Below are 12,947 nucleotides of genomic sequence, written 5' to 3' on the forward strand. Positions count from 1 at the left end.
CGCATTTGATGCGCAGGCTGGAACCTTTTTGTGTTTGCCAGTTTTACACAGCCCTACCCAACCAGTCTCTAGGGTCAAATCTAAAATAACTCACTAACAGGTTAAACAACTCTGGGTTTTCTTGCTTCAGCTCAACGGGTTTTTCGATAAAGGTCTCCGTTAAAACTGCAAAATATTCTGCCTCATTAGTCGCACCGTATTCATGAATAACGTGCGGCATTTGATACGCTAACTGTGTTTTTAGCTGACGATAGGCACGGCTTAAAACATCTGCCCAATGCTGGTAACTGATCTCTTTTGGTAATTCAGGCGTGCCATTGGTATTGCCTGCTTGCTGATCAAGTTGATGAGCAAACTCATGAAATACCAAGTTGTGGCCATCTCCGGGTAAACGATTACCCTCAAGGACATCATGCCAGCTCAATACCAATGTGCCGCCTGGCCAAGACTCGCCTTGTCTCACTGCCGTGTGATAACTGACTAGCCCAGCACTGTCTTTGTTGGTTTGCGGTGCATAATACTGACTCGGATACAATAATACTTCTTTAACATTGGGGTATAGTGGCCAAGCTTGGTTCAAAACCAATAAGCACGCATCCGCAGCGATAATTAGCGACATGGGTCGTGTCACCTGCAAGCCGTCACGCCCGATAACACGCTTCTCCCCTAAAAACCAAATAATATGTTGCTCCAATCGCGCACGATCAGCATCTGTCATGTTGCGATAAATAGGCATATATTTGAGTAATATTTTTCTATCTGCTCGAGACAGCGTGCGCTGTTGGTATTTTTTGTGCCAAAAGTAACGTCTGATATCATTGCTATACCAATAAGCAATCACAAACACGACTAAAAACACGATCAACATTAAATTTATCATACTTGCTCATTTACTGTGCTTTTGTATTTAAGTGTGTTCACTTTTGTCCCTTTTCAATCATTTTTTGATAAAATCGATAAAAAAGCACTGATAAACAATAGCCATGACCTTGCCCATCGAATCCATCAAATCAGATTTTGTAGCTACTCTTGCCAAGCAAGATGTTGTCGTTACCGCAGCTACAGGCTCTGGAAAATCAACGCAGCTCCCAATCTGGGCAGCCACAATGGGAAAGGTTTTGGTTATCGAGCCAAGGCGGATCGCTTGTACTTCACTTGCTGAATATGTGGCTTGCTTATGTGGCTCACAACTGGGTGACAAGGTAGGGTATGCCATTCGTTTTGAAACTGTCTTTAATGAGCAAACAGATATTGTGTTTGTCACACCTGGTGTTGCGCTAAGATGGTATTTTGAAGATAAATTGGCCACGTATTCACATATCGTGCTCGATGAATTTCATGAGCGACGTTGGGATATGGATTTACTACTGGCACTACTCAAACAACATGCAAAGCACCGACTAGTATTGACCTCTGCGACACTCAATGCGAACAGCCTGAGTCGTTATCTGGAAGCACCAATTTTGCATAGCGAAGGTAAAATGTATCCAGTAGAGCTAGACTTTATCGCAAAAGACCAGCGCGCTATGCCCAGCAAAGAGCGCCTTGTCGAGCGCGTTGTCTTTGCCTGTCAACAAGCACTTGAAGATACACATGGCGATGTTTTGGTATTCCTACCAGGAAAAGGAGAGATCCTCGCCTGTGCGACAGCTTTAAAATCTCTCGACGCGATTATCGTTCCGCTTTACAGTGGCTGCAGTAAGCAACATCAGCAGCTCGCCCTGTCCCAGCAATCAACACAGCGCATTATACTGGCCACCAATGTCGCAGAAACATCCCTAACGATTCCCAATGTTACCTGTGTCGTTGATTCAGGGTTAGAGCGCCGTACGCATCTAAGAAACGGAAAAACCGTACTTGGTTTAGATGCCATAGGCCAAGATTCAGCAAAGCAACGCCTCGGTCGCGCAGGCAGAACCCAAGCAGGTATTTGCATTCGTCTGTACGGCCAATATGCACCTTTGATTGAGCGCACACCACCAGAAATACAACGGGAAGCATTGACAGAGCTTGTACTCGCAGCAGGGTGTGCCGCACAAGGAGTAGACTCATTGCCCTTTATTGATCCCCTGCCGGAAGCGTCAAAACAACGTGCGATTACAACATTGCATAATATCGGTGCTATTGACGATGGCCAACGAGCAACTGATCTTGGTCGAATGCTATACCCACTACCAGTGGACGCTGAGCTTGGTTTTTTAATTAATAAAATGCCATCCGGCGCGCTCAAGCAAGCCATGATTGACTTAATCGCTGTTATCTCTGTACCAGCTCGCGTTTATCAGTTACCGACTCATCTAGAGCAGTTGGAGCAACTAAACCTACTATTGCCAAATCAATGTGATATAGAGCTTGCTATCGCGCTGATAAGAGGAAAACTTGATGGCATTATTCATACAGAATCTGAAGCCCTAGCCGAAGCAAAGCAATTTAGTGAGCAGTTAAGAGAGGCATTTTTGCTGCCAAGTCTTGATAAGGCGGCAAGCTACGATCGCCAAGCCCTTATCCAAGCCATCGCACAAGCACGCCCAGAGTGGGTATTTATAAAGCGACAAAACCGCAGAGGCGGTTTCGGCAACGGTAACATGGAAATATCACCTTCCAATACCTCACGGGTAGACGAACGCGCACAGGCAATGCTGGTACTAGACACCTTTGCCCTTGCAGGCAAAGGCACAAAGCAAGCAATGACCATGGCAACACTTGCCGCGCCGCTACCAATAAAAGTACTGATTGAATTAGGGATGGGTGAGCAGCACATTACTCAAGCATTTATAGAAGATGAGCAGATAAAAATAGAATATAACTTGGTCTATGCAGGCGTTTCGCTGGCAACAAAAGTGAGTCATGCACAAAGTGACATGCTGATCCCGGCCTGCTGTATGCTAATTCAGAGCGGGCAGGTATTTCCAAGCTTAATCGAAAAACTCGAAGACTCACTTGCATATCACGCTTTATATTATCAATACGAAAAAATAAACGAAGTAGTACCTACTTTAGAGCAGCACTTAGAATGTACATTACGTGAGCTGGGCGTTAGCCACTTTGAAGACTTAGAGCTAATTGAACCAGAAGATTTATATTTTCAAGCCATAGAAAGTTGGATATTAGACCCATTTATTGAAAAGCACCCTATCAAAGTCACACTGCCCGAATTAAGCATGTTTGTGACGTATAACTTTTTATCAAAACGTATTGTATTAGAATATCAATCTGGTAATAGAAAGGATGCGCCCAAAAGATGGGAACTACCAAGCTTTCAAGGTTTTAAAATACAATATAAAAAAGCCAGCAAGGTAGTTGATGTCAGATAAACTGAAAAGTACTGAGCGCATCATTACATTACGCTTGAGATCAGCCTCCGCTACCAATCGCACTTGTTAGTACATTTCTTTGGGACTCTCTCACTTGATCTTGAGCATGTTTTCTTTCTTCTCGTCTTTGCTCTTTTGTTGTGCAACGCTTTTTAGGAATACTTGTTCCTAAGCTACGTACCTGTTCACAACGATATCCATTATCTTCTGTTTTAGAAAGTTGATTCGACTGGCAAGCTGTAAGTAAAGGTAGTAGAGAGAGAGTTATAATACTTAATGTCATCTTCATATTAATTTTCCTTTTAAAAACGAAAAACAAAACACCTTCCGGAGTTAAAGCCATAGCAAAAACCATTTAAAACACAGGTAAAAATACCAAGACAAATGTATAAAACACCTTTTCATTATAAATGAAAATAGATTATAGCTAATGAAATAAACCCCGAATAATAAGCTAAATTAAATTTAGCCAGCCCCATCACCACTCAGAGTAACCTGGCTTTCACGCAATTGCTCTTGAGCGTTTACACGATCTTGTCTACGCTGCTCTTTTGTTGTGCAACGCTTTTTAGGAATGCTTGATCCTAGGCTGCGTACCTGCTCACAACGATACCCATCCTTTTTTGCAGTCTCATCGGCTGAACCCGTTGATTGACAACCAGAAACGAATCCCATCGATACAAGCAATGCTACTAACCCTATTCTTTTTATCATTTTTTTCCCTGTTTTTATTATAGAAAATCTAGTTATTAAAATTACAACGTACAAAAAAATAAATCAAGCGAATAAAAATAAAACAGAAAACATATAAAATAATTAATTCGGATAAACTACACTACAATTATAAATCCACACACTCTGTGAAAACAGACAGTTTTGTATAGTTAGTATGTATAACAAAGATTTATATGCGAAACTGATTCCATCAACCACAGCCATGTAAATCTATATGAAACAATTTTATTAGGCCAAGTAAGGAGGGTTATTAAATAAGAATTGTGTTTATGTGTATACCTGATTTCAGATAATAAGTGCGACACTCATAGACAGATATAGAAGAGGAAGCCAGCTGCCGAAAGTAGTACGCTCTTCTCGCCAAAGAAACCAGCAATACTACTATGAATTATCAGCAGTTGATCGAGGGAAGAAGATACCAGATTTCTACCCTTTTGGAACTAGGGATTTCGATCTCTGAAATAGCCAAAAAAGTGAAGTGCAACGGTGTATCGTGAACTAAAAAGAAATCAAAAGCATGGGCAATATTGCCCTCAGAATGCACATATTTCTTCTGTTAAAAGGCGTATGGTCTCTCGCAAGTATCGGATACCGGCCCAGCTCATTGAATATGTTTGCTTTTTGCTCAGTATCAATTGGAGTCCTGAGCAAATTTCCAATGTGCTGCAAGCGTAGGTGAAACAGTCAGCCATGAGTGGATTTATCGTTATGTAGCTCGTGATAAATGTCGAGGTTGTAAGCTCTATCGCCATTTAAGACAAGGACATAAGCGATATCGTAGAGGCCTAAAAGATAAAGCGTCAACGATTAAAAGTGCGGTATCAATTGATGAACGACCAGTAATTGTTGAAAGTTGAGAACGATTTGGTGATTGGGAAATTGACATAGTGTTAGGTAAGCATGGTAAAGGCGCGATAGTGACTATATTAGAGCGAAAAAGTCGGTTTTATTTAGCGAAGAAAGTACCATCAAAATCGGCTGATGCAGTTACAAAATCGACAATAGAGATGCTTATGCCATTTAAAGAGTGCGTACACACAATCACAGCAGATAATGGAGAGAATCCGCAGGACATGCGCAGATTGGCGCAGCATTGGATACTAATACCATTCCACATAAAGGTTAAATCAGATTTATCCATTCACGACTGCACATTTTCTTAACTCGAACCGGTATTGAAATAAATTGATTCCAAGCTTTCGAAACTTCGTCAACTATTTCTACATAGACCGAAAATACTCTATTGGATTTAGCTCAGGTGAATTAGGGGGAAGTTTTATTAGCGTTAAGTTGCTGAATTCTGATGCAGTATCATGTGTATGCCAGCCTGTGCCATCTATTATCATTACGGCATGCCTACCAATTAGTGTAGCTTGTGATATTTGACGCATGTGCTGCGTCATCGCTTCTTTATTTACAAATAGACTTACTCACGCTTCCGTTTGGCCCGTAGCAGGACATACTGCACCAAATAAATACCCGTATTCAAACTGTTGTTGTTTCACAATCCTTGGCCGAGTACCTGTCTCAGCCCAAATGCGCGTAGTCGGATTTTGCTGGGCAAATCGAGCTTCATCCTGAAACCATACGTCGATACGATCAAGAGGTAAGTGTCCAGGTGTGTGAAGGATCGTTTCCAGTTAGAAGTTTTTTAAAAGCTTCTGGCTTTGTAATGACTGTTTAGGGTGTTTTAAACGACTTGTGATCCAACTAAAGCCTAGCTGCTTTAGTATTCTATAGACATGATTTAAGTGGTAATGAACACCAAATTCACTACTAATGTAATGTACAATACCCTTACCGGTTAGACGGCCACCTTGAAGCTCCGTGTTTGTGCGCTTAATAGATTCAGACAGTTGCTCAAGCTGAGACGCTTGCAGCCTAGATGGACGTCCTTGAATAGACTTATTGTTTAAGCCATCGAGCCCATGCTCTAGGTAACTAGAGACCGATCTATTAACACTACTTCGTGCTACATTAAGGCGGTTTGCAATGTCGGTTCTGCTATTCCCTTCATAAAATAATGACACGGCAAGTAATCGCATGCATTTACGTGCGTTGGGCTCTTTTCGAGAAAGTGCTAAAAGCTGTTCAGATACGCTTAGGTTCAACGTTATTTAGTCTGTAATTTTATATACTCTATATTAGATCAGATAGTTAGGCGGTTTGCGCACCCATACGGTTCTTGGGAGCAAAGGGCAACCGAAAACACAAATAGTCTATCGAGGCAATATGTGAAAAAGGGTATGGATTTAAGACAAGTAACAAATGAAAACATTCAGTTCGCTCAATCAAGGATCAGCTACCATCCCAGAAAGTGTTTAGGGTTTAAGCAACCAGCTATTATTTTTAAAGAACAAGAAATGGCTGCTTGATATTAAAGAGTGTCGCACTTCGGAATTGAATTCGGGTATAACTAAAATAAAAAATGAAGTGTAAACGATTTAAAGGTGGGAAATTAAAAAGAGCCGCATCAAGCGGCTCTTTTATAACTCAGCTCAAATTAGAAGCTGTAGTCAACGCTTACGTAGAAAGTACGTAGGAACTGGTCATAGTAACGACCTTCATAACCTACTAAGTGACCTTCTGCATCGCCCAGTGAGAACGGAGGCTCTTTGTCAAAGATGTTCTTAATACCAGCTGAAAGTACTGTGTTTTCAAAACCATAGTAATCAACTTTGTAGTTGAAAGTTGTGTGTGATGGAACTTCCAACTGTACGTCACGGCTGTGTACGTCACCAGTTAATGTACCGTCGTCAGCACGAACGTAGTCTGGATTATCTATTGTACCAAACTGAACTTCAGTTTCTTGATCTTTCCAACCAGAACGGAAGTTAGCGCGTAGCGTATGAGTGAAATCACCTGTACTCAATACTGTCTGCGCAGTGATAACGTTGCGGAATACAACTTCTTCATCAGCACCATACTGGCCAAGAGAGCTTCTCCACTCGTCAGCTGTACCAGCTAGAGTGTACTCTTGCTTAACAAAATATGTACCTTGAAGTGAAGTCTTCAGCGTACCAAAGCTAAGATCGTTTGTTAGGTTAACTTTCCAGTCAATACCCTCGTTGATGCTCTCACCGATGTTAACTGGTTGAGAGATGAAGTATAGACGTTCACGAGAACCACCGTTTGGATCATCACCGATTACGAACTGTGCGTCATATAGACCTGGGTTAACTGTAAACGCGTATGTTTCTGAAGGTTGATCAACACGGTTTGTGATGTCAACTTTCCAGTAGTCCATTTCGAAAGTAAATTCGTTGCTTGGTGCGTAAACAAAACCAAGTGACCACTGATCTGAAGTCTCAGGTGCTAGGTTCGGGTTACCACTGTTGTACAAGTTATACTGTACTGGCGCAGCGCTACAACCACGTGTACGAGCATCAGTTACAGGACAAGTGTATGGTGCACGAGTTACACCACCGTAGTTTTGCGGCTGTGCAATTTGTAGCATTGTCGCTGAACGGAAACCTGTACCGATTGAACCACGAAGTACTAAGTCATCAGTCGCGTTATAACGCAAGCTCACTTTGTAAGTTACGTCGCTTTCGTCGTCATTTGCAGTGATCTGCTGAACTGTTTCAGTCTCATCGTTTTCATCAATGAAATGGTTGTTATCAACACCACCAATCATATCGTAACGAATTGCTGCAGAAAGCATTAGGTCGTCTAGTAAAGGAACCTGGAATTCAGTGAATGCACCGTACGTTGTACGCTCTAGGTCAAAGATTGGGTCGCCACCTGAACCCCAACGTTCATCTTTAGCATTTTCAGCAGAAGGAAGGTTTTCGTAAGAGTTTACGCGGTAATCTACACCATAACCGATGTATACTTCACCCGCTGGTAATTCAAATAACGCCTGTGATGCACGGAAATCCCAAGCAATTGAGCTTGTCTTCCATGTCTGGTTAAGGTGACGCCATTTACTTGCTTCAAGAGCAGCCATACCTGCTTCACTCATTTCACCAGGAAGCGCGAATACGTCGATTGTACCGTTAGCAATATCACCTACCCAGTTTGCGTAGAAGTGACCATCAGAGAAGCTCTCATCACGCTCTGCACCTGAGATTGCAATTGCTGTGCTGAAATCGATAGTATCGAAAAGTACACCTTCCAAACCAAAAGATGAATTGAAAGTAGTTGTATCGTATGTTGAAGTACGGTTTCCACCTGGTAGTGCACGCCATGATGCATAAACTTCAGTTGCACGAGCTTTCTGGTCTTCAGTTAGGTGAGGTTCAACATATTGCTTGTAAGCTTCACCAGTTGTTCCAATTGGGATTGGGCCAGTTGGGTTAGGCGCGATACGAGCAGTCATTGAGAAATCGGTATAGCTCACAGTAGCAAATGCTTTGATGTCTTCAGTAACATCAAAATTACCGTGTACCATGAATGAAGTACGTTCACTTTCAGGAACGATTTCAAGTGTGCTTGTGAAGTCGAACATACACTGATCAGAGCTTGGATCTTTAGCATTGTCTGGCGCACAAGTACCATGCTCAGATAGGTACGGGTTGAAGAAGTAAGCAGCATCACCGTCGTCAAGCTCTACTTCAACGTTTGCAGGGATAGCATTTGGAGAACCATTGATTGAAAAATAGCTTTGACCTTCATAAGCAAACTCTAAAAGACCTGTTTTTGCGAATTCACGGTCTTTAGAACGCAATGTTTCTTGAGTATCGTGAGATACTGTGAACATTAAGCTGTAGCCATCAGAGTCATAGTCACCGAAGCCAGTTGTGAAACTTACGTTAGTTGTTTCACCACCGTCACGTGGACGATCTGTTCTTACTGAAAGAGTTGATTGATCTACTTCGTCCTTAAGGATGAAGTTAATTACACCCGCGATTGCATCTGAACCATAGATAGCTGATGCGCCATCAGTAAGTACTTCAACGCGCTCTACTGCTGCTAATGGGATACTGTTGATGTCAACAGAGCTACCAGAGAATTGTGATGCAACACGGCGACCGTTTAGAAGTACTAAAGTGTACTCTGAACCTAAACCACGTAAAGACGCTGTTGCAGTACCTGCACCACCGCCACCAACAGAAGAAGTTGGAGTAGTGAAACCCTGCATTGAAGGGATTTGAGTGATTAAGTCAGGAACAGAGGTAACACCAGTTGCTTTGATGTCTTCTGCACTTAATACGTTTACAGGTAAAGCACCAGCAAGGTCTGTACCTTTAATGCTAGAACCCGTGATTTCAATTTTTTCGATTTCTTTTTGTTCTTCAGCTGCTACGTTAAACGCAGTTGCTGAAACAGCACCAAAAGCGATCGCTAAGCGAACTGCTTTTGAGATCTTACTATTTAACATTCAATTTCTCCCTGGGCTTTTAACAAAGCTTTTATTTTAATTATGCCTTCTATACAAGGTTAAACACGTTACTTTTTTGTGTACCTTATATGTAACAACGCAAGTATAGTAACCACAAAGTAAATACCCATGCAAGCTTGTAAAAACGAGTTAATACAAAAGTCAGTTGCAAAAATAGCAACAAAAAGAAGAAGGGTGTTTTTTATTCGACATCAAAAGGAGTGGATGATTTTTGTTGGCTTTTTCGCAATCAACCCAACTTTAAGTGACCAAAAAAAATAAAAAAACAAAAAATAAAACAAACAAAAACAAAAGAATAAAAAAAACACAACGATAAAGACCGATAACAACAGGCAAACCTAAAGCTAAAAATTCATGTGTAAAGTTCAAGCAAAAACACAAGCTATAAGTTCAAAAAAAATACAGGCCTTAAAACCAAAAATTAACACTAAAAACACAAAAGAAACAACAAAAGCCATAAAAGACAATAAAATAAATAAAAAAAAACCTGCCTATGCAGGTTTTTTAGACACGAATATTTCAATTGGAAACTTACGCTACATGACATCTACCTTGTTTACATAAATGCTGTCAAAATCATTTATGAATAAAGTTATAAATGCTGCAGTTTGTTATGTTTTCCTTGTAAATTCGTAACTTGGCTCTAAATTGAGCTTAGAGCCAAGATGCTGAGATTAAAAAGTGTAATCAGCTTGTAGGTAGAAAGTACGTCCATACGGGTCTGCGTAACGAGGGTCATAACCTACCTGGTGACCCGCTGCCGCATTAAGCGTAAATGGCGGTTCTTTATCAAATAAGTTTTTAATACCAAAGCCTACATTTGCATTGTCACCCCAAGCATATGCTAAACGGTAATCAACTGTCATATACACTGGGATATGCTTTTGAATTACGCTACCATCAACCGCATCATTCCAATCATCAGCTTTAGCTACATAGAAACTCACATCTGCTGCTGCATCTGTGTAACCGCTACGTGCTTTAATGTTCAAGCTATGTGTGAAATCACCATGTGTGAAGGTATTGTTGAAGTTAACAATATTACGGAATGTAACAGCTTCGTTCGTACCCACTTTACCTAAACTAGAGTCCCAGATATTGTCACTACCAACACGCAAGCTTTCACTTTCAAGCATGTAAGTACCCATTAGTTGAGACTTAAGTGTGCCGAAAGAAAACTCTGTCGTGAAATCAAAGTGCCAATCAATACCTGAATTTCTTGACTCACCCACGTTTTCAGCTGCTTGGATGATTGCAACAACTGTATCGCCTGTACCTTGGTCAATCTTAGTCGTGAACCACTGAGCGTATGTTACCGGGTCACCAAAGATTTGGTTCTGGGTTAGACGTCTAACCTGGTTTTCCATCTGTACGTTCCAGTAGTCCATGCCAAAGCTTGTGCCTTGATCGCCAGACCATACAAAACCAAATGTGTACTGCTTAGAAGTCTCAGGTTTAAGTCCTGTATTACCTTCACGGAATACATCGTACTGAAGTTTGTCAGAGTAACAGAATTGTGCAATTTCTTGTCTCAAACCAGCTGGACAGTCATAAGGTGATGCTGTTACACCAAACTCAACACGTGGCTCTGCGATTTCGCGCATTGTCGCCATCTTGAAACCAGTACCATATGAAGCACGCAATAACCACTGGTCATTAGGACGATAAGAAACACTCAACTTATATGTTGTATCGTCAGCGCTTTCGTTAACAGTTTGGTTGCCAGTACGCTTAGAATCTGTGATTTCACCAATTTCATCGTAACGTAATGAACCTGTTACTTCTAAGTTTTCAAGTACAGGTACCACAACTTCAGCAAATGCGCCGTAGCTGTCACGCTCTAAATCAAATTCTTCACCAGCTGATTCAAATAGTACGACTTCAGCATTTTGGCCTTCACCATTGGTCAGCGAGTAGTCTGACATACGGTAATCAAAACCAACAGCCATGTACACTGTACCAGCATCCAGTTCTGCGATTGGGCCTGATGTCTTACCTTCAATAGCGAACAAACCAGTCTCAGTTGTGTCCCACAGACCGTTAAACATCGTGTTTCTAACCGCTGTGTTTTGCTCGTCAGTTAATGAATCTGGGTCTGCAAATATATCTACTTCACCAGATGTCACAAGTTCAATGAATTCTTTCTCTAATGGGTAACCTGTGATACGAACTTGCTCACGCTCTGCATCAGATGCTGTAACGGCTAACTCATAGTTCCACTCACCAAAATCACCACGTAAACCGGCTACAAAATGTGTTGTTGATGCCGTATATTCGTCCGTACGATTACCGCCTGGAAGTACACGCCAGCGAGCAGCAACTTTCGTCATATCTGCTAGTACATTGTCAGGAAGATATGGAATTACATTGTCTTTCACGATCTGTGAATCGTTAGCCAGTGTAAATGTACCTGTTGGGTAAGGAGCAATACGCGTCGTCATTTGGAATTCTGAAGCAGACGCTGTCACATATGCTTCTGTGTCGTCGTTTACTGCAAATGTACCTTGTAAGAATAAGTTGTTACGCTCACTCTCTGGCTGAATTTCTAATGTACTCGTGTAGTCAAACTGACATGCATTACCAGATGGTGCACTTGTCGTGTGACAAGAACCATTTGCTTCTTTGTAAGGGTTTAATGCGTATGTCTTAGTAACATTGTTACCAGCGTCGTTTAGAACTAAGTTCCCGGCCTCGTCACGCGTGTTGTAAGTCACGTAAGCGTTACCAGGGATCGCATTTGAAGAACCAGCAATCGCTACTAACTCTTGGCCAGCGTGCTCAAATTGAACAAAACCAGTTTTTGCAAAATCGCGGTCTACAGACCTTAGATTGTCTTGCTCATCACGGCTAAAGCTCACCATAACGTTGAAGCCATCACTGCCTAAATCACCAAAACCAGTTGTGATAGAGAAGTTAGAGCTAGACGTATCTTTTGGCTTGTCATAACGTGCACTGATCGTTGTCTCTTGCACGTCATCTTTAAGAATAAAGTTTACAACACCTGCAATCGCGTCAGAGCCATATAATGCAGATGCACCATCTTTAAGAATTTCAACACGTTTAATCGCTGATAAAGGGATTGAGTTGATATCAATGCTTGAACCTGAGTCAGACGATGCCATACGGCGACCGTTGATAAGAACCAGCGTATATTCAGCGCCCAAATCGCGTAGGGAAGCAGTTTGGATACCACCACCGCCACCACCAACAGACTCACCAGCGGCAGTAAAACCCTGCATTGACGGAATGTTTGCGATTAAGTCCGGCACACTTGTTACACCAGACTTTGCAATATCAGTTGCGTCGATTACATCTACAGGTAATGCACCTTCAAGATCTGTACGCTTGATTGCAGAACCCGTGATTTCAATACGTTCCACTTCTTGCTCACCTGCTTCATTAGCAGACACAAAAGCGGATGCTGATACAGCACCTAAAGCTAATGCTAAGCGCACAGCTTTGGTTACTTGATTGTTTAACATTTGAATCTCCCTGGACCACCCTTTTGAGTGGTTATAATTATATAAATGGCATACACCAATATTTTTATTGTT

The 12,947-nt window shown here is 41.7% G+C and carries 7 protein-coding genes and 3 pseudogenes; 4 read left to right on the plus strand and 6 right to left on the minus strand.

The features are described from left to right. Positions 1-43: 43 nt before the first annotated feature. Positions 44-880, minus strand: a complete 837-nt coding sequence (locus S4054249_RS16060) for a M90 family metallopeptidase (RefSeq protein ID WP_046354696.1) — start codon at positions 878-880, stop codon at positions 44-46. Positions 881-983: 103 nt separating this feature from the next. Here S4054249_RS16060 and S4054249_RS16065 point away from each other — a divergent pair, with 103 nt between their 5' ends. Next, positions 984-3,314, plus strand: a complete 2,331-nt coding sequence (locus tag S4054249_RS16065; RefSeq protein ID WP_046354695.1) for a DEAD/DEAH box helicase — start codon at positions 984-986, stop codon at positions 3,312-3,314. A gap of 40 nt (positions 3,315-3,354) precedes the next feature. Here the strand turns inward: S4054249_RS16065 and S4054249_RS16070 are convergent, their stop codons facing one another. Continuing rightward, positions 3,355-3,657, minus strand: a complete 303-nt coding sequence (locus tag S4054249_RS16070; protein ID WP_145925039.1) for a hypothetical protein — start codon at positions 3,655-3,657, stop codon at positions 3,355-3,357. A 122-nt stretch (positions 3,658-3,779) separates the two neighbouring features. Next, positions 3,780-4,028, minus strand: a complete 249-nt coding sequence (locus S4054249_RS16075; protein ID WP_046354693.1) for a hypothetical protein — start codon at positions 4,026-4,028, stop codon at positions 3,780-3,782. Between the two features lie 404 nt (positions 4,029-4,432). On the opposite strand from S4054249_RS16075, the pseudogene S4054249_RS26970 reads away from it, so the two are divergent. Further along, positions 4,433-5,151: pseudogene (locus S4054249_RS26970) on the plus strand (IS30 family transposase); the annotation flags it as partial. Positions 5,152-5,171: 20 nt separating this feature from the next. Here S4054249_RS26970 and S4054249_RS26070 read toward each other — a convergent pair. Then, positions 5,172-6,094: pseudogene (locus S4054249_RS26070) on the minus strand (IS630 family transposase). Between the two features lie 120 nt (positions 6,095-6,214). Here S4054249_RS26070 and S4054249_RS26975 point away from each other — a divergent pair. Next, positions 6,215-6,424, plus strand: a pseudogene (locus S4054249_RS26975) (IS30 family transposase); the annotation flags it as partial. 128 nt (positions 6,425-6,552) lie between these two features. Here the strand turns inward: S4054249_RS26975 and S4054249_RS16090 are convergent. Then, positions 6,553-9,372: a TonB-dependent receptor domain-containing protein gene (locus S4054249_RS16090; RefSeq protein ID WP_046354691.1), complete on the minus strand. Its 2,820-nt coding sequence runs from the start codon at positions 9,370-9,372 to the stop codon at positions 6,553-6,555. Positions 9,373-9,747: 375 nt separating this feature from the next. Between S4054249_RS16090 and S4054249_RS16095 the strand changes: the two genes are divergently transcribed. Continuing rightward, a complete protein-coding gene (locus S4054249_RS16095) occupies positions 9,748-9,957 on the plus strand; it encodes a hypothetical protein (protein WP_046354690.1) in 210 nt (69 codons plus the stop codon). A 110-nt stretch (positions 9,958-10,067) separates the two neighbouring features. On the opposite strand, the gene S4054249_RS16100 is transcribed toward S4054249_RS16095, so the two are convergent. Continuing rightward, entirely contained in the window at positions 10,068-12,875 is a 2,808-nt protein-coding gene (locus tag S4054249_RS16100; RefSeq protein ID WP_046354689.1) for a TonB-dependent receptor, read from the minus strand. Positions 12,876-12,947: the final 72 nt, after the last annotated feature.

The sequence above is a fragment of the Pseudoalteromonas luteoviolacea genome, from assembly GCF_001750165.1.
GTDB classification, from domain to species: Bacteria; Pseudomonadota; Gammaproteobacteria; order Enterobacterales; family Alteromonadaceae; genus Pseudoalteromonas; species Pseudoalteromonas luteoviolacea_G.

Excerpts from the sequence above, each read along its gene's own strand:
- S4054249_RS16065 (WP_046354695.1), top strand. The coding sequence starts at position 984 with ATGACCTTGCCCATCGAATCCATCAAATCAGATTTTGTAGCTACTCTT.
- S4054249_RS16095 (WP_046354690.1), top strand. The coding sequence starts at position 9,748 with ATGTGTAAAGTTCAAGCAAAAACACAAGCTATAAGTTCAAAAAAAATA.
- S4054249_RS16070 (WP_145925039.1), bottom strand. The coding sequence starts at position 3,657 with ATGGCTTTAACTCCGGAAGGTGTTTTGTTTTTCGTTTTTAAAAGGAAA.
- S4054249_RS16060 (WP_046354696.1), bottom strand. The coding sequence starts at position 880 with ATGATAAATTTAATGTTGATCGTGTTTTTAGTCGTGTTTGTGATTGCT.
- S4054249_RS16100 (WP_046354689.1), bottom strand. The coding sequence starts at position 12,875 with ATGTTAAACAATCAAGTAACCAAAGCTGTGCGCTTAGCATTAGCTTTA.
- S4054249_RS16090 (WP_046354691.1), bottom strand. The coding sequence starts at position 9,372 with ATGTTAAATAGTAAGATCTCAAAAGCAGTTCGCTTAGCGATCGCTTTT.
- S4054249_RS16075 (WP_046354693.1), bottom strand. The coding sequence starts at position 4,028 with ATGATAAAAAGAATAGGGTTAGTAGCATTGCTTGTATCGATGGGATTC.